The 21,899-nt window shown below is 71.7% G+C and carries 23 protein-coding genes; 9 read left to right on the top strand and 14 right to left on the bottom strand.

Features of this window, described 5'->3' with window-relative positions:
- Nucleotides 1-72 precede the first annotated feature (72 nt).
- Both K7C98_RS38845 and K7C98_RS38840 read right to left on the bottom strand, forming a co-directional pair.
- Complete coding sequence (locus K7C98_RS38845) at nucleotides 73-1,200, bottom strand: hypothetical protein (protein WP_224196972.1); 1,128 nt, start codon at nucleotides 1,198-1,200, stop codon at nucleotides 73-75.
- 70 nt (nucleotides 1,201-1,270) lie between these two features.
- Nucleotides 1,271-1,942 carry a DUF899 family protein gene (locus tag K7C98_RS38840; RefSeq protein WP_224196971.1) on the bottom strand — a complete coding sequence of 224 codons (672 nt, stop codon included), beginning with the start codon at nucleotides 1,940-1,942 and terminating at the stop codon, nucleotides 1,271-1,273.
- 82 nt (nucleotides 1,943-2,024) lie between these two features.
- Between K7C98_RS38840 and K7C98_RS38835 the strand changes: the two genes are divergently transcribed.
- Nucleotides 2,025-2,438 carry a carboxymuconolactone decarboxylase family protein gene (locus tag K7C98_RS38835; RefSeq protein ID WP_224196970.1) on the top strand — a complete coding sequence of 138 codons (414 nt, stop codon included), beginning with the start codon at nucleotides 2,025-2,027 and terminating at the stop codon, nucleotides 2,436-2,438.
- Nucleotides 2,439-2,582: 144 nt separating this feature from the next.
- Nucleotides 2,583-2,930, top strand: a complete 348-nt coding sequence (locus K7C98_RS38830; RefSeq protein WP_224196969.1) for a hypothetical protein — start codon at nucleotides 2,583-2,585, stop codon at nucleotides 2,928-2,930.
- A gap of 43 nt (nucleotides 2,931-2,973) precedes the next feature.
- On the opposite strand, the gene K7C98_RS38825 is transcribed toward K7C98_RS38830, so the two are convergent.
- The 4 genes from K7C98_RS38825 to K7C98_RS38810 all read right to left on the bottom strand — a co-directional run bounded on the left by K7C98_RS38825 (nucleotide 2,974) and on the right by K7C98_RS38810 (nucleotide 7,255).
- Entirely contained in the window at nucleotides 2,974-4,398 is a 1,425-nt protein-coding gene (locus tag K7C98_RS38825) for a Vgb family protein (RefSeq protein WP_224196968.1), read from the bottom strand.
- A 98-nt stretch (nucleotides 4,399-4,496) separates the two neighbouring features.
- Nucleotides 4,497-5,282: a VOC family protein gene (locus K7C98_RS38820; RefSeq protein WP_224196967.1), complete on the bottom strand. Its 786-nt coding sequence runs from the start codon at nucleotides 5,280-5,282 to the stop codon at nucleotides 4,497-4,499.
- Nucleotides 5,283-5,438: 156 nt separating this feature from the next.
- On the bottom strand, nucleotides 5,439-6,515 hold the full coding sequence (locus K7C98_RS38815; RefSeq protein ID WP_224196966.1) for an S-adenosylmethionine:tRNA ribosyltransferase-isomerase: 1,077 nt from the start codon (nucleotides 6,513-6,515) through the stop codon (nucleotides 5,439-5,441).
- Nucleotides 6,512-7,255 carry an SDR family oxidoreductase gene (locus tag K7C98_RS38810; RefSeq protein WP_224196965.1) on the bottom strand — a complete coding sequence of 248 codons (744 nt, stop codon included), beginning with the start codon at nucleotides 7,253-7,255 and terminating at the stop codon, nucleotides 6,512-6,514. The genes K7C98_RS38815 and K7C98_RS38810 overlap by 4 nt, the downstream gene beginning before the upstream one ends.
- 124 nt (nucleotides 7,256-7,379) lie before the next feature.
- Between K7C98_RS38810 and K7C98_RS38805 the strand changes: the two genes are divergently transcribed.
- From K7C98_RS38805 to K7C98_RS38795, 3 genes are all read left to right on the top strand, one after another.
- Nucleotides 7,380-7,940, top strand: a complete 561-nt coding sequence (locus K7C98_RS38805) for a helix-turn-helix domain-containing protein (protein ID WP_224196964.1) — start codon at nucleotides 7,380-7,382, stop codon at nucleotides 7,938-7,940.
- 150 nt (nucleotides 7,941-8,090) lie between these two features.
- Nucleotides 8,091-9,215: an STAS domain-containing protein gene (locus K7C98_RS38800; RefSeq protein WP_224196963.1), complete on the top strand. Its 1,125-nt coding sequence runs from the start codon at nucleotides 8,091-8,093 to the stop codon at nucleotides 9,213-9,215.
- 177 nt (nucleotides 9,216-9,392) lie between these two features.
- A complete protein-coding gene (locus K7C98_RS38795; protein WP_224196962.1) occupies nucleotides 9,393-10,523 on the top strand; it encodes an STAS domain-containing protein in 1,131 nt (376 codons plus the stop codon).
- A gap of 26 nt (nucleotides 10,524-10,549) precedes the next feature.
- Here the strand turns inward: K7C98_RS38795 and K7C98_RS38790 are convergent, their stop codons facing one another.
- Nucleotides 10,550-11,341: an expansin EXLX1 family cellulose-binding protein gene (locus K7C98_RS38790; protein WP_224196961.1), complete on the bottom strand. Its 792-nt coding sequence runs from the start codon at nucleotides 11,339-11,341 to the stop codon at nucleotides 10,550-10,552.
- A 64-nt stretch (nucleotides 11,342-11,405) separates the two neighbouring features.
- On the opposite strand from K7C98_RS38790, the gene K7C98_RS38785 reads away from it, so the two are divergent.
- The gene (locus K7C98_RS38785) at nucleotides 11,406-11,843 is read left to right on the top strand and encodes an ATP-binding protein (RefSeq protein WP_224196960.1); all 438 of its coding nucleotides are present in this window, start codon (nucleotides 11,406-11,408) and stop codon (nucleotides 11,841-11,843) included.
- Nucleotides 11,844-11,917: 74 nt separating this feature from the next.
- Here the strand turns inward: K7C98_RS38785 and K7C98_RS38780 are convergent, their stop codons facing one another.
- Genes K7C98_RS38780 through K7C98_RS38755 form a run of 6 tightly spaced genes read right to left on the bottom strand, consistent with a single transcriptional unit; the run spans nucleotide 11,918 to nucleotide 17,611 of the window.
- The gene (locus K7C98_RS38780) at nucleotides 11,918-12,751 is read right to left on the bottom strand and encodes an STAS domain-containing protein (RefSeq protein WP_224196959.1); all 834 of its coding nucleotides are present in this window, start codon (nucleotides 12,749-12,751) and stop codon (nucleotides 11,918-11,920) included.
- Nucleotides 12,748-13,887 carry an STAS domain-containing protein gene (locus tag K7C98_RS38775; protein WP_224196958.1) on the bottom strand — a complete coding sequence of 380 codons (1,140 nt, stop codon included), beginning with the start codon at nucleotides 13,885-13,887 and terminating at the stop codon, nucleotides 12,748-12,750. The genes K7C98_RS38780 and K7C98_RS38775 overlap by 4 nt, the downstream gene beginning before the upstream one ends.
- A 26-nt stretch (nucleotides 13,888-13,913) precedes the next feature.
- A complete protein-coding gene (locus tag K7C98_RS38770; protein WP_224196957.1) occupies nucleotides 13,914-14,369 on the bottom strand; it encodes an STAS domain-containing protein in 456 nt (151 codons plus the stop codon).
- A gap of 4 nt (nucleotides 14,370-14,373) precedes the next feature.
- Nucleotides 14,374-14,961, bottom strand: coding sequence for a SpoIIE family protein phosphatase (locus K7C98_RS38765; RefSeq protein WP_224196956.1), 588 nt, complete (start codon nucleotides 14,959-14,961; stop codon nucleotides 14,374-14,376).
- Nucleotides 14,961-15,608 carry an ATP-binding protein gene (locus tag K7C98_RS38760; RefSeq protein ID WP_224196955.1) on the bottom strand — a complete coding sequence of 216 codons (648 nt, stop codon included), beginning with the start codon at nucleotides 15,606-15,608 and terminating at the stop codon, nucleotides 14,961-14,963. The genes K7C98_RS38765 and K7C98_RS38760 overlap by 1 nt, the downstream gene beginning before the upstream one ends.
- A complete protein-coding gene (locus K7C98_RS38755; RefSeq protein ID WP_224196954.1) occupies nucleotides 15,605-17,611 on the bottom strand; it encodes an ATP-binding protein in 2,007 nt (668 codons plus the stop codon). Before K7C98_RS38755 ends, K7C98_RS38760 begins: the two co-directional genes overlap by 4 nt.
- 177 nt (nucleotides 17,612-17,788) lie before the next feature.
- Between K7C98_RS38755 and K7C98_RS38750 the strand changes: the two genes are divergently transcribed.
- Nucleotides 17,789-18,430 carry a YiiX/YebB-like N1pC/P60 family cysteine hydrolase gene (locus K7C98_RS38750; protein ID WP_224196953.1) on the top strand — a complete coding sequence of 214 codons (642 nt, stop codon included), beginning with the start codon at nucleotides 17,789-17,791 and terminating at the stop codon, nucleotides 18,428-18,430.
- Between the two features lie 169 nt (nucleotides 18,431-18,599).
- A complete protein-coding gene (locus K7C98_RS38745; RefSeq protein WP_224196952.1) occupies nucleotides 18,600-20,255 on the top strand; it encodes a formate--tetrahydrofolate ligase in 1,656 nt (551 codons plus the stop codon).
- Between the two features lie 85 nt (nucleotides 20,256-20,340).
- On the opposite strand, the gene K7C98_RS38740 is transcribed toward K7C98_RS38745, so the two are convergent.
- Nucleotides 20,341-21,357: a hypothetical protein gene (locus tag K7C98_RS38740; protein WP_224196951.1), complete on the bottom strand. Its 1,017-nt coding sequence runs from the start codon at nucleotides 21,355-21,357 to the stop codon at nucleotides 20,341-20,343.
- Nucleotides 21,358-21,491: 134 nt separating this feature from the next.
- Here K7C98_RS38740 and K7C98_RS38735 point away from each other — a divergent pair, with 134 nt between their 5' ends.
- Nucleotides 21,492-21,806, top strand: coding sequence for a hypothetical protein (locus K7C98_RS38735; RefSeq protein ID WP_224196950.1), 315 nt, complete (start codon nucleotides 21,492-21,494; stop codon nucleotides 21,804-21,806).
- Nucleotides 21,807-21,899: the final 93 nt, after the last annotated feature.

Genomic DNA, 21,899 nt, shown 5'->3' with positions numbered 1-21,899 from the left:
GGCGCTTTTTTCGGGCCCGCGCACGGCCTATCTCGAGGGACAGATTACATGTCCCACGGGACATCCCGCCGCTCAGGCCTGCGAGCGGGCCCCGAGCTCGAGCGTGCGCGCCAGCTCGGGCCGACGCACCTTCCAGATCCACCCGTCGTACAGGAAGTGCAGCCACGACGTGGCGGTGTAGTAGATCAGGTAGAGGTCGGTCCGGCGCTGCTCCTGGATCAGCCAGAACACCAGCAGGAGCCCGCCCGCGAGCGCCGGCACGGCCAGCCGGACGTCGCCGAGCAGCGCCGCCGCCGCCCCGCGCCGCGGCTGCGCGCGGCCGTACTTCTTCGTTCCGTAGTGGTGGACGAACGCCATGTACTCGATCGCGTGAGCTGTCCCGAAGCACAGGTAGCCGACCACCGGCCCGTGGAGCGGGAACACCGCGAACAGCAGCAGCGTCGAGCCCATCATCGCCAGCCGCGGTGCGCGTTGCCGCCACGTCGCCGGCGCGCGCAGCTCGTGCCGCAGCCAGCGCAGCAGCACCCACGCGAACGCCCCCACCACCGCGGCCAGCAGCGCCCAGGCCCACCACGCGCTCGCCAGCGGCGCCAGGATCCGTCCGAGCTTGCGCGCATTGACGTGACCGCCGAGCAGCTGCGGCCGCAGCACCGGCAGGGTCACCGCCACCGTCGCCGTCGCCAGCCAGATCAGCGCCCGGTCGCGCCGCGCCTGCTCGGGCCGCTCGGTCCCGCCGCCGAGCTTGCCGGCGTAGATCCGCAGCAGCCCGTAGCGCTGCTGCAGCGTGTGCCAGATGTTCCACGCCCCGGTGACGAACAGCGCGATCTGCCACGGCGACAGCTTGATGCCGGCCACCGTCGCCGGCGACAGCCCCGCCGTCGCCTTCGCCAGCCCGACGATCGCCAGCACCAGCGCGGGCGCCAGCCAGTACGCGCGCGCCCGCTGCGAGAACACCTCGCGGTCGCCGTACACCACCACGAACGTGTAGTGGCGATGCACGTAGCTGATCGCCAGCGCCGCCAGGACCGCCAGGGCCGTCGCCTCGTCGGCCGCGCGTCCGCGCAGGGCCTCGCCGCCGAACGCCTGCGCGCCGAGCCCGAGCCCGAACACCAGCCACAGGTAGAACGGCAGCCAGCCGAACGCCAGCGCCGCCAGATCGCACGCGGGCCCGATCATCCAGGTCGCGCGAGGCGTGGACACCCGGCGACGATATCAGCGCACGCGCGGCCGCGGCAAGCCTGGGCCGCGGCGTCGCGCCCGCGCGCCCGCGTCACGGATAGGACAACCTGGTGTAGAAGTCGCCGCGGCCGGCGGGCGTGAGGTCGAACATCGCGAAGATCGGGCTCAGCATGTCGAGCCCGCGGTGGTCTTGCCCCGGGTCGCCGTCGCTGTGGGCCATCTCCGTGCCCCAGAAGTGGCGGACCGTGGCGCCCTCGCGGCGGAACACGTTGAGCATCGTCGTGTCGCCGCCATCGCTGCCCTTGCCGTGGTAATCGCGGTTGTAGTGGTTGCCGGCCGTCGACAGCAGCCGCAGCCGCCGCCAGCCGCGCTCCTCGCTGAACGCCCGCAACTTGTCCAGCGGGCTCTCGGCCACCGCCACCAGCGCGAGCCGCTGGCGGATGTTGGGCTCGGCCGCGTCGAGCCCGTCGAGCAGCGGCGTGCACATCGAACACGGCCGCGCGCGCTCCGGCCCGAACATGTAGCTGTAGACCGCCAGCGTGTCCTGCCCGGGCAGGAACAGCTCGGACAGCCGGACCTTCGCCGGCGCCCCGTCCACCACGCCCTCGAACACGTAGTCCTCGGGCACCACGCCGCCCGGAGGCAGCGCCCGGCGCTCGCGCGCCACCGCCTCGATCAGGCGCCGCAGCTCGATCTCCCGCGCCAGCAGCCGCTCGCGCGCGGCCCGGTACTCCGCCGATTCGTTGGGGAAGGTCAGTCCCATGCGCGCAACGTAGCACGCGACACCTCGCCCGCAAACCCCGCCCGCTGCATGCTCATGTTGTAAGCGCCCTTACACTTGTTTCATGTCCATGACGACATGTCCCGATGAACATGACCTTTCCGACACCTCTCAGATCAACGGCTGCGCCGGGTGCATCAACATGCACCTCCGCGACGCGCCTCAGCACGGCGAGACGCAGGACCGGCTCGACCGCATCCTCGTGTGGGACCACGCCGACGACTTCAGCGAGCGCGAGGAGGCGGCGCTGGCATGGACCGAGTCGCTCACGGTGCTCGACCGCCAGACCGACTGCGGGCCGCTGCGGGCCCGGCTGCGCGAGCACTTCTGCGACGAGCAGGTCGCCGCGCCGATCGCCATCGTCGGCATGATCAACTTCTGGAACCGCCCCGCGACCTCGTTCGCCTACGACGAGCACGGCGCCGTCACCGGCATCTACATCGTGCGCAACCCCGACAAGCTCGTCGGGCTCGCGTGACCGTCCGCCGTGCCCTGCGCCGCCGCGGGTCCGGCGGACGCGACCGGCTGGGCCCGCCCCCTCGACCGCGCGCGCCCGTCCGGCGCGGCCGCGCTTGCGCGGGGCGCTAGACTCGATCATCCCGGTCTTGGACCGCGGCGACTCATGGGCAAGAAGCGAAAGCTCCGCAAACACATGCGCAAGCGCGAGCTCGACGACGCGCCGGCGCTGGTCGTGTGCGTCGGCAAGTCGTGCGTTGCGCGCGAGGTCTCGCGCGCGCTCGTCGAGCAGACGCGCGCCTACGCAGCCGCCTGCGGCGCCCGGGTGCGCGTGGCCGTGATCGGCTGCCTGCACGTCTGCGAGAAGGGCCCGGTGGTCGCGACCTACCCCGACATCGAGTTTTACAAGCGCGTCGACTTCCCCCGCGCCTGCCGCCTCGTCGACGAGCTCGCCGCCCAGGCGCGCGCGCTCGCCGGGGAGCCCGCGGACTCACCGGCGCCCGAGCTGCGGTAGCGGTCGCCAGCGGTGTCGCCGCGGCCGGCTCGAGCGTCGCGCCTCAGCCGGCCGGCTGGCAGCCGGCGACGTTGGCCACCCCGAAGCCGGTCATGTCCGAGTACGTGTACGCGGCGTTCAGCCCGCTGTAGTTGGTCTCGGTGCCGTCGTCGGGGTCGACGCGCGAGGCCGTGTTGCCACCCGCGCGCCAGATGAAGCCCTTGCCGTCGACGCTCACGCCCTTGCCGTTGCTGGTGGTCGCCAGGTAGGTCGTGACCGCCAGCGTCTCGGGGTCGATGCCGGCGACGCCGTTGAGGTTGCCCATGTTGGCGAACGAGCCCGCGACCCAGATCCGGCCGTCGGCGCCCTGGGCGATGCCCGACTGCGAGTATTGCTTGATCTCCGTGATGATGTCCCACGTCATCGTCACCGGATCGTAGCGGGCCACCCCGTTGTCGGCGCTGTACGACGTCACCCACACGCGGTCCTTCGAATCGACGGTCATCCCGTACGACTGCACGTTCGCGGGCTTCGGGTGGATCACGTAGGCGAACGTCTCGATGTCGACGAACGCGAGGTTGCCGTTGTTGAGCGTGAGCCACAGGTTGCCCGTGCTGTCGACCGCGCCGCCGTAGGGGCCGAAGCCGTTGCAGCCGTAGCCGGTCAGCGTGAGCGTCTGGAGGATCTCGCCGGTGTCGCCGTCGACCAGCGCGACGTCGGGGTCGCCGTCGCCGAAGCCGGGCGCGAAGCCGCCGCCGCAGCCCGCCGTCCACAGGCGCTCGTTCTCCCACCGGCACGTGAACTCGTTGAAGGTGCCCGGCGCCCACGCGACCGGACGCTGGGTCGTGAAGCCCGGAAAGTCGGTGTACCAGGCCACGCAGTCGTCCTCGCCCCACGCCAGCACGTCGCCCGCGCCGCTCGACGTCTGCAGCCCCGGGGCGCCGTTGTTGTTCGGGTCGCAGTCCTCGGGGTTGGCCCAGATCTTCACCAGGCCTTGATGGCGATTGGCGACCGCGACCGCGCGCCCCGAGATCGACACCGACGTGCGCGACGGGTTGCCGGCCGCGTCGGCGCGCGTCAAGTAGCGGCCGACCTCCTGCACCGTGCCCGTGTCGATCTTCGAGACCGTGCTCTCCGGCGAATTGGCGACCCAGATGTAGCCGAACTCGGCGGCCGTGTTGCAGTCGCAGTCGCCGACCCCGAAGTCCGACACCGTGCCGACGTCGAGCTTGATCCCGCCGCTCGTGGTCGTCGTCGCGCTCGCCGACGTCGTCGGCGCGACCTCGTCGGTGGTCGCCGCCGCGTCGCTCTCCGAGCCTGTCCCTTGCGACATGCCCGAAGAGCCAGTGGGCACCTCGCCGCCCGTGGTCGGCGGCGGGGTCGACGTCGTGCCGCCCATCGTCGCGCTCGCGCTGCCGCCGGAGTCGTCGCCGCAGGCGAGCGCGAGGCAGGTCGTCAGGAGGAGGGCGCGGGGCGTGGGGGCAGACATCGTCTCACCCGTACACCAACTCCCGCGCCCGTGGAACCCCTCGCCCGGACCCCGGAGATCCGCGGCGTCGAGGCCCCATGATCCTCTCCGTCACGCGCTCAGGACGCGGGCGTCGGCGCCGGCCCGATGATCGAGAAGACCGCGCCGTAGGGGTCGGAGACCACCGCGATGCGCCCGTGCGGCGAGTCGAACGGCCCGTGCATGACCTTGCCGCCGAACTGACGCACGCGCTCGGCCGCCGGGTCGGTGTCCTCGACGCGGAAGTAAGTCATCCAGTGCGGCGGGATGCCCTCCCACTCCGCGGTCATCTGCATGCGGCCGCCGACGGCCGTGCCCGCGAGGTGGTAGACCATGTAGTCGAACGTCTTGCAGTCGCCGATCTGCTGCTGCTCGTAGGGGAACAGCCGGCGGTAGAACGCGTCCGCCTTCTCGCCCTCGCGGGTGTTGACCTCGTGCCAGCACATCGCGCCGGGCTCGTCGAACGCCTGCGCGCCGGTGTGCGAGGCCGGCTGCCACAGACCGAACGCGGCGCCGGTCGAGTCGAACCCGAACGCCATGTGGCCCTGGCCGGGGATCTCCATCGGCGGCACGATCACGTTGCCGCCGGCGTCGGCCAGCTTGCGCACCGTCGCCTCGATGTCGGACGTCTTGAGGTACACGCTCCACGCCGACGGCAAGTGCTGCTGGTCGGGCATCTTCGGCGCCACGCCGACCACGCTGCGGCCCTGCAGGCGGGCGGTCGTGTAGTGGCCGAACTCGGCCACCGGCTCGTCGAAGGTCCAGCCCAGCACGCCGCTGTAGAAGCGCCTGGCGCCGTCGAGGTCGGGGGTGTTGAGGTCGGCCCAGCAGGGGGCGCCGTCGGGGTATCCGGTTCGCTGTGTCATGGGGGGTTCGTGCTCCGTGCGCGAGTTCGCTCCTGGGTACCCCCTCGGCGCCACACGGTCAACCCCCCGCGCCCCCGTTCGCTGCAAGGTCGCCGGACCGACACCGACACGTGACAACATGATTTTCAGACATGTCCAAGCGGACATGCCGCGGACTCAGGCGGCCTGTTCCGCGACCGACGCGAGTCCGGGCACGATCAACGCCGCGTCGCCGAACTCGTGGCCGAGGTATCCGCCGGCGACCGCGTGCTCGAACGCCGACCGCAGCGCAGCCTCGCCGGCGAACGCCCTCAGCAGCTCGAAGTGGCTCTCGCCCGGACCGTGCATGCCGGTGATCACGCCGTCGACCACGCGCGGGACGAAAGCTGGCCCGAGGACCAGGTCGGTCTCGCCGGCGCCGGCCTGCAACCCGCCGAAGCGGCGCACGCTGCCCTCGAGCGCGCGCACGACGGTGGTGCCGACGGCGATCACCCGCCCGCCGCGGGCGCGGGCGCGGGCGATCGCGGCGACCGTGGCGGCCGGGACGTCGAAGCGCTCCGGCAGCGGCAGGGCGGCGTCGAGCGCGGCGTCGCCGGTCGACGACAAGCCCGCCGCGTGGCTCACCGCCGCGATCTCGACGCCGCCGCGGCGCAGCGCCAGCAGCGTGTCCCAGTCGAGCGGACGTCCCGCCGAGGGCATCTCGGCCGCCCACGGCCGGCCGGCGAACACCGTCTGCACCGACCACAGCGCCAGCGGCTCGCGCACGTACGCGTACTGCACCGGCCGGCCCAGACGGTACAGCGCGCCCCACAGCGCCGCCCCCTCGCGGTCGAAGCGGAGCTCGACCAGCCGCGGCGACACCGGCGAGACCGCCACGACCTCGGCCGCGAGCGCCTCGCTGAACACCAGCCGATCGCCGACCTGCAGCACGGGCGGCGGCGGGCGGCGCTCGGTCGGCGTGCGCCAGTCGCCGGCGCCGAGCAGGGCGACCCGCCAGGTCGCCTCGCCGATGCCGGTGAGCCGGACCTCGAGGTCGTCCGACAACATGTCCTCCGAGACATGTTCGTTCCGCCATACGCGGGCCCGCAGCGACGCCGGCAGGGTCGCCGCGTCGTTGACGATCAGCAGGTCGCCGGCTCGCAGCCAGCGCGGCAGGTCGCGCACGTGCGCGTCGGCGCGGGCCCCGGTGGCGGGGTCGATCAGGAGCAGGCGGGCGTCGGCACGATCGTCGCGGGGTGCGGTCGCGGGGTTCATCGCCGGCCCTCCTTCCAGTCGTCGGCGCGCACGCGAGCGCCGGACGGCGCCCCCGCGGGGTCGCGCACGATCGCCGCGATCCATCGCGCGACGTCGGCCGGATCGGCGAGGCTGCTGCGGTCGGCCTCGGGGATCGCGTCCGCGTGCATCTGCGTGTCCATCTCGCCGGGGTCGATCGCCAGCACGCGCACCCCGGTGCCCTCGAGCTCGGCCGCCCAGGTCCGGCTGAGGTGGTCGAGCGCCGCCTTCGACGCCCCGTACGCGCCCCAGCGCGGGTAGGCCTCGACGGCCGCGTCGGACGACACGTGCACGATCGTACCGCGCCCGCGCAGCGCCATCGCCCCCGCGATCACCTTGCTCAGGCGGAACGGCCCGAGCAGGTTGACCTGCAGCGCGCGCTCGAAGTCCTCGCACTCGGTGTCGAGCAGCAGCCGCAGCGGCGCCGGCCCGAGCGTGCTGGCGTTGTGGATCAGCAGGTCGACCGGGCCGAGCAGCGCCGCCGCCTGGTGGGCGATCGCGTGGATCGCCCGCTTGTCGCCGACGTCGCCGACGATCGCCTCGGCGACGACACCCTCGCCGCGCAGCGAGTCGACCGCGGCCCGCAGCGCCGCGGCGTCGCGGGCGACCAGGCCCACCCGCGCCCCGCGGCGCCCCAGCTCGCGCGCCAGCGCCAGGCCGAGCCCACGGCCGGCCCCGGTGACGAGCGCGACGTTGTCCGTAAAATCGAGATTCGTGGTCATGAGAGCAGCTCCTTTGGGTCTGTCGCCAGCGTGGAGCGCCCCGGACGGTTTACCAACCGCGGTGACATTTCCTTGTCACGAGGTTATTGCGCCGACCCGGCCGTCCCGGTCACAGTCGCGAGCCATGGACGACGAGACCGTCCCCGTTCACCTCGGCAACAACATCCGCCAGCTGCGCGAGGCCCGGGGCCTGACGCAGCAGCAGATCGCCAGGGTCGCCGGGGTCCCGCGCCCGACCTGGGCCAACCTCGAGAGCGGCGCCGCCAACCCCACCCTCGCCGTCCTCATCAAGGTCGCCGCCGCGCTGCAGGTCTCGCTCGAGGAGCTCATCAGCCCGCCGCGCACGACCTCCAAGTTCTACGCCGCGGCGACCCTGCCGACCCGCCAGCGCGGCAAGGTCATCGTGCGCCGCCTGCTGCCCGAGCCGATCGCGGGCCTCGAGATCGAGCGCATGGAGCTGCCCGCGGGGGCGAGCATGTCGGGCATCCCGCACACGCCCGGGACGCGCGAATACCTGACCTGCGAGCGCGGCGAGATCGAGCTCAGCGAGTCGGGGCGGATCTGGAAGCTCTCGCCCGGCGACGTGGTGGTGTTCCGCGGCGATCAGCCCCACGGCTACCGCAACTCCGGCAGCAGCGCCGCCATCGCCTACAGCGTCATCACCCTCGCGCCGCCGGCGGGCTGAGGCCGTCGTGGCGCGGGCCTCGCAGGCTGTCTCTTCGCACATGTCCTGGGCGCCATGCATGTCAATGCGCTTACATGTGGGGGCGCGCAGGCTGCCCACCTTCGTGGATGAGTGCGGTCGCGTCCACGAAGTCGGTACTCTCCGCCGGACATGGACGAACACAGCAACAACGCCCCCCACGTCGTCATCGAGCTGGACGACGCGCTCCGCGTCTCCGGCTGGAACCGCCGCGCGGAGCAGGTGTTCGGCGTGCGCGCGGCCGAGGCGCTCGGCAGGCCGGTGGCCGAGCTCGTGCCGGTGGTGGGCGAACCGTCGGCGTGGAGCGACGCGCTGACGGCCGACAGCGACGCGCCGCGGCTGCGCCGGATCGCCCGTGGCGAGCGCGAGGTGATGTTCGACGCGTGGTGGCAGCTCAAGCGCGACGGCGACGGCCGGCGCACCGGCGCCACCATCTACGGCTTCGACGTCACCGCGCGCGAGGCCGCCGCGCGGAGCGGCCGGCTCGAACGCACCATCCTCTCCAACCTGCTCGACACCCTCGACATCAGCGCCTGGGCCCTCGACCGCGACGGGGTGTTCCTGTTCCAGGACGGCAAGGCGATGCGGGCCGCGGGGCTGCAGCCGCATCAGTTCGTCGGCGCCAGCATGTTCGACGTCTACGCCGGCGAAGCCGGCCACGACGACGTGCGGGCGGCGCTGGCCGGCGAGGCGCGCCTCGGCATCCGCTCCGAGACCTACGGCGTCCACTGGATGCACTGGTACATCCCGGTCGAGGACGCGCAGGACGTCGGCCTGGTCGGCATCTCGCTCGACGTCAGCGACACCAAGCGCAACGAGGTGGAGCTGCGGGCCAAGCTCGACCTCATCGAGAAGCAGCAGGAGGTCATCCGCGAGCTCTCCACCCCCATCATCGAGGTCTGGGACGGCGTCATCACCCTCCCCATCGTCGGCCTCATCGACAGCGTCCGCACCGCCGAGATCATGGACAACCTCCTCCAGACCGTCGGCCGCACCCGCGCCCGCTTCGCCATCCTCGACCTCACCGGCGTCGAGGTCGTCGACACCGGCACCGCCAGTCACCTCATCGGAATGATCCAGGCCATCCGCCTCCTCGGCGCCGAGGGCATCCTCACCGGCATCCACCCCGTGATCGCCCAGACCATCGTCTCCCTCGGCGTCGACCTCACCCGCGTCGCCGTGTTCGCCAAGCTGCGCGACGCCCTCCATTACTGCATCGGCCAGCTCGGCAAGAAGCGCACCGTCGCCCCGACCTGACCTGGTCTGCGGGACAGATCGCGCGCGGGCACGGTCGCGGCGCGCGCCTCGCCACATGTCTCTCGGAACATGTTTAGAGTGCCATGCCTGCAAATGCGCGGACATGTCGGGCGCGCGACTGCCCGCTTTCGCGGATGAGTGCTCACGCTGCCCCGGACCGAGTACTCTCACCGAGGAATGGACGAACGCAGCAACAACGCCCCCCACGTCGTCATCGAGCTGAACGAGGCCCTGTGCGTCATTGGCTGGAATCGCCAGGCGGAGCAGGTGTTCGGCGTCGGCGCGGCCGAGGCGATCGGCAGGCCGGTGGCCGAGCTCGTGCCGGCGGTCGACGACGGGTGGACGTGGAGCGACGTGCTCGCGGCCGACAGCGCGCCGCGGGTCCACACCATCGCCCTCGGCGAGCGGGAGCTGGGCTTCGAGGCGTGGTCGCAGGTCAGCCGCGACGGCGACGGGCAGGCCACCGGCGCGACGATCTACGGGCACGACGTCACGCCTCGCGTCGCCGCCGAGCGCCAGGCCAGGCTCGAGCGCAAGGTCCTCTCCACGCTGCTCGACACCCTCGACATCACCGCCTGGGCGCTCGACCACCGCGGCGATTTCACCTTCCACGACGGCAAGGCGCTCACCACCGCCGGCCTGCAGCGGCAGCAGTTCCTCGGTCAGAACGTGTGGGAGCTGTTCGGCGACGACCCGGGCACCGTCGACCTGCGCGCCGCCGCGGCCGGCGAACCTCGCCTCGGCATCGCCGCCGAGCTGTACGGGGTCCACTGGCTGAACTGGTACATCCCGGTCAAGGACTCGCCCGACATCGCGCTGGTCGCCGTCTCGCTCGACGTCAGCGACACCAAGCGCAACGAGGCCGAGCTGCGGGCCAAGCTCGACCTCATCGAGAAGCAGCAGGAGGTCATCCGCGAGCTCTCCACCCCCATCATCGAGGTCTGGGACGGCGTCATCACCCTCCCCATCGTCGGCCTCATCGACAGCGTCCGCACCGCCGAGATCATGGACAACCTCCTCCAGACCGTCGGCCGCACCCGCGCTCGCTTCGCCATCCTCGACCTCACCGGCGTCGAGGTCGTCGACACCGGCACCGCCAGCCACCTCATCGGCATGATCCAGGCCATCCGCCTCCTCGGCGCCGAGGGCATCCTCACCGGTATCCATCCCATGATCGCCCAGACCATCGTCGCTCTCGGCGTCGACCTCACCCGCGTCGCCGTGTTCGCCAAGCTGCGCGACGCCCTCTACTACTGCATCGGCCAGCTCGGCAAGAAGCGCGCCGCCGCCCCGACCGCGGCCGGCTGACCTGCCCCGCGGGACAGGCGCCGGACTCACTCGCAGGCCGGGAACTGCCCCGCGCCCGGCGCGTCGCCCGCCTCGACGAACGGGACGCCGCTGTCCTCGAGGACATTGCCCGCAGTGTCGGTGACGCGGAACGCGTAGGGCCCCGGACCCATCCCTTGTTCGGCGACGAAATAGTTGTAGTCGAGGCGCGGCACCGCCTGCCACTGCCCGCCCGCGTCCTTGAACTCGAGGCTTGCGATCGGATTCTTGTGGCCGCGGATCTGCACCGCCGTCCACCACTCGTTGCTGCCCTCCTTGAAGTGGTAGACGATCGGACCGCTGGTCGCGCACGACACGTAGCGCCAGGAGATCGGCACGCGACCGAGCTCCATCGCCGCGATCATCGGGAATGCACCCTCGCTGAGATCGATGTCGCCCTGCGGACAACCCGGACAGCTGTCCACAATCCGGACGGTGATCGATCCATCGGGTCCATCGATCGCCACGCACGCGCCGCACGCCGCCGAGGCCGCGTAATCGACGATGTTCATCGCCGCGACCATCGGCTCGCCGGGGTTCGCATCGAAGCTGCAATTGCCGCTGCCATCGGCCGCGTAGTATGTCGCCTCGCCGCTGTGGACCTCGCCGTCGCAAACCTCGCCGCCGCCCACCGGCCCCTCGCTCGGATCGGCCCCGGACGCCGCGCTGTCCGCTGTTCCGGGCCCTTCGCCGTCGCTCGCGCCGACGCTCTCGCCGGTCGCGTCGGTGCTCGCACCGCCGCCGCCGCCGCACGCCAGACACACCGACACCGCCACCCACATGCCGCGAACTCCGCTCATGACACCAGCAGGCCAGAGCAGCCCGGGCCTGTCAACGCGCACGAACAGTGATACCATCGAGGTCGTGGGTCGTTACCGCGTGACTACCGAGGCCGATGTGATCGGCGCCCGCGTGGCTGCCGAACGCCTCGCGCTGCAGGAAGGATTCCCGCGGCTGGCAGCGCAGGAGGTCGCGCTCGTCACCTCGGAGCTGGCGTGGAACCTGGTGCGCCACGCGGGCGGCGGAGAGATCGAGCTGGCGATGACCAATGGCAGCAGCGGGCCGGCGATCGTCGTCGCGGCGATCGACGGCAGCCCGCCGATCGCCGACCTCGAGACGGCGCTGCTCGACGGCCACACCGCCACCGGCCCGATCCCGCCGGAGGAGCGGATGCGCCGGCGCGGCCTCGGCAGCGGCCTCGGAGCGGCGCTCCGGCTCAGCGACCGCCTGGTCCAGGAGACATTGCCCAAGGGCAAGCGCATCGTCGCGACCCGCTACCTCGTGCGCCCCACCCGGCCGTGACGCGCGGCGCGTGAAACGAGCGAGCGCGCGGCGGACAGGTCCGCCACGCGCCCGTGGGTGCGCCGCAGGGCGGCTCAGGAAGCCGCGATCGCGGCCAGGTCGAGCACCTGCTCCTCGCGGGTGACGCGGAAGCCGAGGCGTCGCAGGCAGAAGCGCAGGCCCTCGCGCAGGCTGCGGAGCGTGACCACGCCCTGCAGCTCGAGCCCGAGGCCGACGATGATCTGGGCGACGGCGGGCTGGATGCCGGTGATGACGCAGCGGGCCCCGAGCAGCCGGACCGCCCGCATCACGCGGAGCAGGTGGTCGGCCGTCGCGGTGTCGACGGTGTCGACGCCGGTGAGGTCGACGATGGCGAAGCGCGCCCCGGTGCGGCTGACCGCCTCGAGCAGCGTGTTCTTCATGTCGGCGGCGCGCACGCTGTCGACCAGGCCGACCACCGGCATGGTGACGATGTCGTCCCACACCTGAATGATAGGAGTCGACGTCGCGGCGGTGATCGCCTCTTGTTGCAGGAATCGCCGCTGCAGCTCCTCCTCGAGCCGCAGCCCCTCGCTGAGGTCGCGGGCGACGATCGCCGCCGCGGCGACGCGGCCGCCGTCGCTGATCGGCGCGATCGTCAGCTGCACCGGCACCGACGAGCCGTCGGACTTGCGCAGCTCGCCCTCGCCCTCCCACTGGCCCTCGGCGATCGCCGCCGGGATCCACTCGCCGATCAGCTGCGCCGCGTGCGGGCTGAGCTGATCGACCGTGAGACCGGACAGCTCGTCGGTGGCGCGGTCGACCAGGCGCAGGCCGGACCCGTTGACGTGGAGCACCGCGCCGTTCGGCTCGACCAGCGCCGCGAAATCCGCGAGGCCGGCGAACATCGCCTTGAAGGACGCAACGTTGGATCGTGGGTCTGCGCTCATCGGCTCAGCTCCTTAACAATAGACGCATTCACGGAGGACTCGGCGCGCGACGCGGCGCGACGCGGCGCGGCGATAAAGGCCCGGAGGGCCTCGCGGAGGTTGGAGAAAGTCGGGATCGCCGTCAAGTCGACGCCCAGACCGACCAGCGTCTGGGCGACGTTCGGACCGATCCCTGCGATCACGCCCTGCGCGCCGAGCAGCTTCACGGCGCGGACGATCCGGAGAAAGTTGTCGGCGGTGGCGGTATCGATCGCCTCGACGCCGGTGAGGTCGAGGATGGCGAAGCGGGCCCGGCGCTGCAGGATCGCCTCGAGCAGCCGCTCCATCATCTGCGCCGTGCGCGAGGCGTCGATCGCCCCGACGATCGGGATCGCCACGACCTCGTCCCACAGCTCGATGATCGGCGTCGACAGCGTGAGGATCGCCTGCCGCTGCTCGGCGATCAGCTCGAGCTTGTCCTGCAGCTCCGCGACCATGCGGTCGCGCTCGGCCAGCGCCGCCTCGCGCGCGTTGGCGCTCGCGTGCACCGTCGCCAGCATGTGCTGCAGGTCGGCCGCGGTCGCCTGGTCGACGGCCGCCAGCTCGCGCATCTCGTCGTCGAGCGAGCGCGCGGAGGCCTCGATCACGAACTCGTCGTACGCGTCGCCCTCGGCGACGAACGCGGTCTGCCGCGGCCAGCAGGTCGTCTCGAACAGCCGCTGGCACAGCCCCGTCAGCTTGCCGGCCACGAGGCCGCCGTTGAACGCGCTGCCGTCGCGCGGCAGCACGCTCTCCCACCCGTTGGCCACGCGGAACACCGCGACCTTGGCGTCGCGGTCGAGGTCGACGAGCTCCCAGCCGCCCCAGCCCGACACCGCCGCGTACCTGGCCAGCTCGACGAAGCCCTCCTCGAACGTCGAGAACGCCGAGATCACGCTCCAGTCGCCGTCGGTGCTGCGCAGGCCCTCGGCCTGCAGCGCGAGCGCGAAGCGCCGCGGCCCGACCATCGCCAGGAACGCCGACATCAGCCGCGCCAGCGACGAGTCGCGGAACATCGTCACGCTGGGCATCCCGCCGATCCGCAGCTCCCCGCGGGCGAGGTCCCACTCGTGCCTGACGCCGGCGATCACGAGCTTGTCGGGGTCCTGGAGGATCATGGGTGAGGGGGGAGGGACGGAGGAGCTCAGTCGGCGGACTTGGCGAACGAAGCGGTGCTGGTGATCGTCTCGGGCATCGCGTCGTCGAACGCGTCTTCGGGCTCGAGCTCGCTGACGACCGCGCTGACGCCGAGGCGCTCGAGCGCGTCCTCGAGGGTCAGCGCCGTCTGGGCCAGGCGGAAGTCGGCGCCCATCGTCTGCAGCGTCATGGCGATCGGCGCACTCATGCCGCAGATGACCGTCGGCGTGCCCATGAGGCGAGCCGCCGCCGCGAGGTTGGCGATCACGTGGCAGAGGTGGCTGTCCATCGTCCACATGCCCGTGACGTCGATGACGAGGCCCGCCGCCGAGGTGTCGCGGATCGTCCGCAGCACGTCGTCGACCAGGAACGCGGCTGTCTCATCGGTCACATCGCCCTGCAAGGGGACGACGATGCGCTGCCAGAGCTGAATGACGGGGATGCGGTTCTCGAAGGTCTTCATGGCCTCATGCCTCGGTGTCGCAGACGAGCACACTGGCGTCGTCGTCCGGCTTGCGGTGCTCGCGCATCAGGGTCTCGCACAAGGGTTCAGGGTCGAGGTGGCGCAGCGAGTCGAACGGGGACCGCTGCGAGATGCCGTCGGAGAACATCACCAGCCTCGAGCCCGACGGCAGCTCTCCGCGGCAGATCCGGAAGCTCTGGACGCGCGCGCCGAGCACCCCGGGGCTGAGCAAGATGGGCAGCTTGGCCCCGAAGCAGCGGATCTCGACGTTGCCGACGCCGCAGCAGATGAACGACACCGTGCCCGGCGCGGTCGTCGGGGTCGCGCCCAGCTGGCAGACCGCCGCCGCCGCGCCGCGGGTGCCGCGGAGCGCCTCGTGCACCGCGCGCATCGCCTCCTCGAGCTCGACGGCCAGCGGCAGGCGGTTGAGGCAGTCGATCGCCGCGTGGGCGGCCAGCGCCGCCATGCGCCCGTGACCGAGGCCGTCGATCACGGCCAGCGTGATCGACTCGGCGCCGCGACGGACGAGCACGGCGTCGCCGTTCTCGCGCTCGCCCGTCTTCGGGCTCGTCCGGTAGGCCGTGTTGAACATCAGTAGTTCACCTCGACCTCGATCCGCGTCCCGGTCGGACCCGTCTCGATCTCGAACTTGTCCGACAGCCGCTTGGTCCCGAGGATGCCGAGCCCGAGCCCGCTGCGGCTCTTGTACTTGCCGGACATGATCTCCGGCAGGTTCTTGATGCCGCCGCCCTTGTCGCTGCCGACCACGTGCATGCAGCGCTTCCCGTTGGGACATGGCCGAATGACCAGCTTGCCGCCGCCGGCGTAGAGCACCTGGTTGCGCGCCAGCTCGCTGACCACGGTGGCCAGCTTCTGCAGGATCAGCGGGGATGTCCCGAGGGCCATGCAGATGTCGCGCGCGGCCAGGCGGGCGCGGGCGATGTCCGCCTCGATCTTCACCTCGATCTCGATCGCCTCGACCGTCTTGGGCGACGCGGCCTTCGTCAGGTCGGCGTACGCCCTGCGCGACTCGGCCTCGCCGACGAACATCCGCATGCCCTCGACCAGCCGGGTGATCAGCTGGGTCTCGTTCACCGGCCGCCCGCGCAGCTCGGTGCGGGCGCGCAGCAAGATGCCCTGGGCCCGCGCCGTGCCGACGTAGCGCGCGAGCACGGCCAGCAGCGCCGCGTCGTCCAGGCCCGAAGAGCCGCCTGGTGGCTTGCCTCGCAGATCGGTCACAGGTTGACCTCCGCCTCGATCCATGTGCCGGTCGGTCCGGTGTGCAGCCGGAAGCCGTCGGCCAGACGTTTGGTGCCGATGAGGCCGAGGCCGCGTCCGTTGCGGCTGACCTTGCGCCCGGCGAGGATGGCGTCGACGTCGGCGATGCCCGAGCCCTCGTCGACCGCGCGGATGAACACGCACTTGCGTTCGGCTCCGACCGATCCGACCACGACCTTTCCTCCGCCTGCGTAGAGCACCATGTTGCGCGCCAGCTCGCTGATGATGGTGGCGATCTTCTGCAGCGACAGCGGGCGCGCGCCGAGCTTCTGGCACAGCTCGCGCGCGGCCACGCGGGCGCGGGCGACGTCCTTCTCGCTGAGCACGTCGAGCTCGAGCGCGACCTCGGAGCCGCCCGCCTCGATGTGCACGGCCGGCAGCTCGAGCGTGAACTGCGAGCCCTGGCCCGGGCGGCTGCTCACGCGGATGTCGCCGCCGAGCATGTGACACAGCCGCTGCGTGATCACCAGGCCGAGGCCCGTGCCGCCGTAGCGGCGGGTCGACGACGAGTCGACCTGGTAGAACTCGCGGAACAGCTGGCCGATGTTCTCCTGGGCGATGCCGATGCCGGTGTCGGACACGCGGAACAGGATCCACGCGCGGCCGTTGACGATCTGGCGCGCCACGCTGAACTCGACCTGCCCGCCGTTGGTGAACTTGCCGGCGTTGCTGAGCAGGTTCAGCAGGCACTGCCGGATCTTCAGCGGGTCGGAGCGCATCGAGCCGACGCTGGGGCTGATCTCGAGGCGGAACGTGTTGCGGTTCTTCTCGATCAGCGGGCGGCTGGTCGCCACCACCTCGTCGATCATCCCCGCGACCGTGAACTCCTCGATGTGGACCAGCATCTTGCCGGCCTCGATCTTCGAGATGTCGAGGATGTCGTTGATCAGGCTCAGCAGGTGCTTGCCGGCGGCCCGGATCCGCAGCAGGTCGGCGAGCCAGGTCTGGGTCCCGCGCTCGCGCATCTCGTCCTCGAGCAGCTCGCTGTAGCCGAGGATCGCGTTGAGCGGCGTGCGCAGCTCGTGGCTCATGCGCGCCAGGAATTCGCTCTTGGCCCGCGACGCGTCCTCGGCCGCGGCGGTGCGCTCGGCGACGCGGCGCTCGAGCGACTCGTTGAGCTCGACCAGCTGCGCCTCGGCCGACTTGCGGCCGCTGATGTCGGTCGACACGCCGCAGATCGCCGCGATCTTGCCGTCGCTCGCGCGCAGCGGGAACCGCACCGAGTAGAACGTGCGCGCCCCGTCGCCCAGGCCGTGCAGCACCTCTTCGCACTCGACCGTCGCGCCGCGCTGGCGCACCTGCGTCTCGCCGCGGGAGAACGCCTCGATCGCCGCCGCCGGCAGCACCTCGTGGTCGAGGCGGCCGAGCACCTCCTCGCGGCGGCGCCCGAGCAGCGCCTCGAAGAAGCGATTGATGAACAGGTAGGCCCCGCCCTCGTCCTTCAGGTAGACGATCGCCGGGATGTGATCGCACAGCGCCCCGAGCCGCGCCTCGCTCTCGGCGATCGCCCTGGCCGCGGCCGCGTGCTCGCGCTCCGACGCCTGCTCGTGCCCGCCGACGTCCGAGGCCAGCGCGCACGCCCGGCTCGCGCCGGCCTCGAGCACCGCCTGCCACGCCAGCGTCAGCACCCGCCCCTCGCGCTGGACGAAGCGCGTCCGCAGGGCGACCACTTCACCTGGCCGCTCGAGCATGTGCGAAAGGCCAGCCTCTACCGCGCCGCGATCGTCGGCGTGGACGAACTCCGGCAGGCGTGCGCCGAGCAATTGCTCCTGCGTGTAGCCCAGCGCCAGCGCGGCCGCGCCGTTGACCGCGACGAACCGACCCTCGCGGTCGAGCTCGAAGATCAGCGCGTCGCTGGCGGCGAGCAGCCGCGCGTAGCTCGAGCTTGCGAAGGCCCGCTCTCGCTCCCCGAACATCGCCGTCTCCTCGCCACGCGCCGCGCGCTGGGTGTCGCCGTCAGACACGAGGCTTGGATTGTAAGGGGGGACGCATCCCCAATGGGCGATCCTTTTTCGCGCACCCTCCTTTCGCCACCGGCGACCGGCGCGCACATCGTCCTTCCTTGAGCGTGGCTTCGGGACCTCCCCCGATCTCGCCGCGACCACGCGCCTCGGATTTTCCGCCCTGCTACCGTCATGTGTGTGTGGCTCGCCCTGCTCACCGGCCTGCTCGCGGCCCCCGAGCTCGACCCCGCCGCGTTGCTGGACGGCGACATCCTGCTCCACACCTCGCGCAGCGCGCAGGCCGTCGCGGTCGCCTCGGCCTCCGGCAGCCCCTTCACGCACGTCGGGATCGTCGAGCGCACGGGTGACGGCGCCTTCGTGGTCGAGGCCGTCGGTCCGACGCGCCGCACCCCGCTCGCTACCTGGCTGGCCCGCGGCGAGGGGGCGAAGGCCACGGCCCTGCGCCACCCCGGGCTCGACGCCGCCACGCGCGCCGCCGTGGTCGCGGCCGCCGCCGGCCACCTCGGGCGTCCCTACGACCTGTCCTTTACGCCAGGCGACGACGCCATCTACTGTAGTGAGCTGGTGGCCCTCGCCTACGCGGCCGTCGACGTCGCGCTCGGCGAGTGGCGACCGCTGGGGGAGCTCATGCTCGACGACGCGGCCGTGAAGCGGCTGATGGCGCGGCGCTGGCGAGACCACCCCGCCTGCCGCGGCGCGCGCTCGCTCGCCGCCTGCTGGCCGGCGCTGGCAGCGGTTCCTATCCTCACACCCGCCAGCCTCGCGGCCGATCCTCGCTTGCGGATCGTCGGCACCACCTATCTGCCTCGCCCGCGGTGAGGCGTCACGAGAGATCTCATCACCGCGGGCGTGCGGCCGCGCGCCGCGCCGGGGGACTTCGGGGGCGGCGCCGGGGATCCCCGTTCTGCGTCGCTCGTCGACCTCACGCCGCGCACGCCCTCGCTGCCCTCGCCCTGCCGCCCCGGACCGCGTGTGGCACCATCCCGCGATGAACCGCCGCCTCGTCGACCTCGCCCGCGACCTCGGCCTCGACCCCGAGAGCCGCGCCTATATCCCCTACGGCCACGACTTCGCCAAGATCGACACCCTCGCCGCGGGCGAGGGCGCGGCGCACGGCAACCTCGTCGTCGTCTCTGCCGTCACCCCGACCCCGCTCGGCGAGGGCAAGACGGTCACCTCGATCTCGCTCGGCATGGGCCTGGCGAAGATCGGCGAGTCGGCGCTCACGTGCCTGCGCCAGCCCTCGCTCGGCCCGGTGTTCGGGGCCAAGGGCGGCGGCGCGGGCGGCGGTCGGGCCCAGGTCGTCCCGTCCGATCGCATCAACCTCGGCGGCACCGGCGACGGGCAGGCCGTCGGCGCCGCGCACAACCTCCTCGCCGCCATGCTCGACGCCCACCTGCGGCACGGCAACGCCTTGAAGATCGACCCGGGGCGGATCGCCTTCTCGCGCGTCACCCCGGTCAACGACGGCAGCCTGCGCAAGGTCATCACCGGCCTGGGCGGCCCGCTCAACGGCGTCCCGCGCGAGTCCTTCTTCGAGATCAACGAGGCCAGCGAGGTCATGGCGATCCTCGCGCTCGCCCACGATCGCGGCGACCTGCGCAGGCGCCTCGGCAACATCGTCCTCGGGCCCGACCAGGGCGGAGCGCCGGTGCGGGCCGAGCAGCTCGGCGCCGCCGGGGCCATGAGCGTGCTCCTGCGCGACGCCCTCTACCCCACCCTCGCGCGCACCAGCGAGGGCACCCCGGTGCTCCTGCACGCCGGTCCGTTCGCCAACATCGCCCACGGCAACAGCAGCCTGATCGCCACCCGCTGGGCCCTCACGCGCGCCCCGTGGGTCGTCACCGAGTGCGGCTTCGGCAGCGACCTCGGGCTCGAGAAGTTCGTCCACATCAAGGCCCGGCTCGGCAACCTGCGGCCCGCCTGCGTCGTCGTCGTCTGCACCGTGCGCGCGCTCAAGGTCCACGCCGGCCTGGCCAGGGCCGTGCTCGGCAAGCCGCTCGATCAGGCCGTCCTCACCGAGGACGTGAGCGCCGTCGAGAAGGGCGCCGCCAACCTGCGCCACCACCTGCGGATCGCCACCAACTTCGGCCCGCCGGTGGTCGTCGCGCTCAACCGCTTCCCCACCGACACCGAGGCCGAGATCGCCGTCGTCGAGGGCATCGCCCGCGAGTTCGGGGCCGGCTTCGCCGTCCACACCGGCTTCGCCGACGGCGGCGCCGGGGCCGAGGCGCTCGCGCGCGCGGTCGTCGAGGCGGCTCGCCCGACCGACCTCCGCTATCAGTACGAAGAGACAGGTCCGCTCGCGCAGCGGCTCGACAGCCTGGCGCGCAACGTCTACGGCGCCGCCGGCATCGAGCTGGCCCCGGCGGCGCGCAATCGCCTGGCGCAGATCGAGAAGTGGGGCCTCGGCGAGCTGCAGCTGTGCGTCGCCAAGACGCACCTCGCCACCACCCACGACCCGGCCGACGGCGGCCTGCCGAAGCCGTTCACCCTGCCGGTGCGCGACGTGCTGGTGCGCGCCGGGGCCGGCTTCGCCACCGTCCTGACCGGCGAGCTGACGACCCTGCCGGCCCTCGGCGCCCGGCCCAACGCCGTCGACATGGACCTCGACCCGGTCACCGGCGCGCCCATCGGGCTGTGAGCTCGGCTGTCTGCGAGGACATGTCCGATCGGGCATATCCTCGCGTTCCTGCTCGTCAGGACATGCCCTCGAGGCCTCGCCGGCCTCAGCCCTCGTGGATCGACAGCAGGAACTTGCCGGCGGAGCCGCCGACGCCGTCGACCACCAGGACCACCGTCTGGCCGGCGAACATGAACACGCTCACGGCCGGGAACGGCCCGCTGGAGTCGTTGTTGCACACGAACTCGGGGCCGTTGCACGAGCTGTCGAGCAGGTAGAGCACCGGGTCGAAGTCGGCCTCGATCACCTCGAACACGAACAGGCCCTCGAACGGGGCCGTCCACATCGCCTCGATCTCGGGCGAATCCGAGCCGCCGCAGGCGCCGCCGCGGGCGTTGGGCGCGCCGAGCGTCTGGCCGTCGATGGTGATCGGCACGACCGGGTCGAACACGGCGTCGGGGCAGACGCTCTCGACCGGCACCTCGGTGATGTTGAACAGCACCTCCGCGTTGCTCTGGCCGAAGCTGTCGATCACGAGGGTCACCGTCTGGCCGGCCAACAGGTCGACCTGCACCTTCGACGTCAGGTTGCCGCCGCTGTCGTCGTCGCAGGCCAGCTCCTTGCCGGAGCAGGTCCCCTCGAGCACCGCCAGCAGCGAGTCGAAGGTCGAGCCGATGGTGTCGAACTGGTAGCGGCCGGTGGCCGGCGCCGTCCACACCACACCGATGTCGGTGCCGCCGACCCCGCCGCAGCTCAGCGAGAAGTCGTCGCCCTGGGCCGAGAGCGAGGTGTTCTGGTGGATCGGCACCACCGCGGGCAGCACCAATTCGCACTCGTGGGGGGACTCGGTGGTCACCGTGAACGTCGGGTCCGTCGTCACGGTCGCCGTCGTCTCGGTGGTGGTGATCGTCACCGACGTCGGGCTGACCGTCGTCGGGCTGACCGTCGTCGGGCTGATCGACGTCGGGCCCAGCGTGGTCGGCAGCCCGTCGGTGGTGGAGATCGTCGACGTGAACTCACCGTCGGTCTCGGTGCCGGGGTAAAAGCCGTATCGGTGTTCGTTGCAGGCCGCGAGCGCGAGCACGCAGGCGGGGGCGAGGATCGAGCGTGAGGACCGCCGCATAAGCCAGTTCAGTCGACGAGACTAGCACGGCGCCCGTCCGCGCGCGCGAGGGCACTGCGCGATCTCGTCGTCGGGGCGTCCGCCTTGACACGGCCGGGCGGCTGAGGTGCCCTATAGGCCTCGGAGGGGAGTGGATGCCGGTTACGATCGCGGAGAACGTCAACGAGCACATCGACAACAACGAGCGCGACAAGCTCAATCAGTTCAACGACAACCCGGGCTTCGGCGGGCAGCAGATCACCGTCAAGATCGCGGGCAAGAAGCTCACTGTCGCTCACGTCACTTTCGGCAAGGGCACTCACCACGTCTCGATCTTCTACCGCCGCGAGTCGGACGAGTTCCGGATCCTCGGGGTCGGTCAGCACGCCGGCAAGAAGGAAGGCAAGACGCTTTACAACGCCTTGTGGGACGGCAGCGACTCGCGCCGCGTCGCGGTCCTGGTCCAATGAACGAGTGACTCGGCGCCTCGCGCCCGTGCCCCGTCGGCGGTCTGCGCCGACGGGGCTTTGTCGTGCGCGCGCGAAACTGCGAACTGCTCCAGG

The sequence above is a fragment of the Nannocystis pusilla genome, from assembly GCF_020073745.1.
Taxonomy (GTDB): domain Bacteria; phylum Myxococcota_A; class Polyangia; order Nannocystales; family Nannocystaceae; genus Nannocystis; species Nannocystis radixulma.
This window is presented reverse-complemented; position numbering and strand designations above follow the sequence as displayed.

Excerpts from the sequence above, each read along its gene's own strand:
- K7C98_RS38840 (WP_224196971.1), bottom strand. The coding sequence starts at position 1,942 with ATGGGACTGACCTTCCCCAACGAATCGGCGGAGTACCGGGCCGCGCGC.
- K7C98_RS38835 (WP_224196970.1), top strand. The coding sequence starts at position 2,025 with ATGTCCATGACGACATGTCCCGATGAACATGACCTTTCCGACACCTCT.
- K7C98_RS38830 (WP_224196969.1), top strand. The coding sequence starts at position 2,583 with ATGGGCAAGAAGCGAAAGCTCCGCAAACACATGCGCAAGCGCGAGCTC.
- K7C98_RS38825 (WP_224196968.1), bottom strand. The coding sequence starts at position 4,398 with ATGTCTGCCCCCACGCCCCGCGCCCTCCTCCTGACGACCTGCCTCGCG.
- K7C98_RS38820 (WP_224196967.1), bottom strand. The coding sequence starts at position 5,282 with ATGACACAGCGAACCGGATACCCCGACGGCGCCCCCTGCTGGGCCGAC.
- K7C98_RS38815 (WP_224196966.1), bottom strand. The coding sequence starts at position 6,515 with ATGAACCCCGCGACCGCACCCCGCGACGATCGTGCCGACGCCCGCCTG.
- K7C98_RS38810 (WP_224196965.1), bottom strand. The coding sequence starts at position 7,255 with ATGACCACGAATCTCGATTTTACGGACAACGTCGCGCTCGTCACCGGG.
- K7C98_RS38805 (WP_224196964.1), top strand. The coding sequence starts at position 7,380 with ATGGACGACGAGACCGTCCCCGTTCACCTCGGCAACAACATCCGCCAG.
- K7C98_RS38800 (WP_224196963.1), top strand. The coding sequence starts at position 8,091 with ATGGACGAACACAGCAACAACGCCCCCCACGTCGTCATCGAGCTGGAC.
- K7C98_RS38795 (WP_224196962.1), top strand. The coding sequence starts at position 9,393 with ATGGACGAACGCAGCAACAACGCCCCCCACGTCGTCATCGAGCTGAAC.
- K7C98_RS38790 (WP_224196961.1), bottom strand. The coding sequence starts at position 11,341 with ATGAGCGGAGTTCGCGGCATGTGGGTGGCGGTGTCGGTGTGTCTGGCG.
- K7C98_RS38780 (WP_224196959.1), bottom strand. The coding sequence starts at position 12,751 with ATGAGCGCAGACCCACGATCCAACGTTGCGTCCTTCAAGGCGATGTTC.
- K7C98_RS38775 (WP_224196958.1), bottom strand. The coding sequence starts at position 13,887 with ATGATCCTCCAGGACCCCGACAAGCTCGTGATCGCCGGCGTCAGGCAC.
- K7C98_RS38770 (WP_224196957.1), bottom strand. The coding sequence starts at position 14,369 with ATGAAGACCTTCGAGAACCGCATCCCCGTCATTCAGCTCTGGCAGCGC.
- K7C98_RS38765 (WP_224196956.1), bottom strand. The coding sequence starts at position 14,961 with ATGTTCAACACGGCCTACCGGACGAGCCCGAAGACGGGCGAGCGCGAG.
- K7C98_RS38745 (WP_224196952.1), top strand. The coding sequence starts at position 18,600 with ATGAACCGCCGCCTCGTCGACCTCGCCCGCGACCTCGGCCTCGACCCC.
- K7C98_RS38740 (WP_224196951.1), bottom strand. The coding sequence starts at position 21,357 with ATGCGGCGGTCCTCACGCTCGATCCTCGCCCCCGCCTGCGTGCTCGCG.
- K7C98_RS38735 (WP_224196950.1), top strand. The coding sequence starts at position 21,492 with ATGCCGGTTACGATCGCGGAGAACGTCAACGAGCACATCGACAACAAC.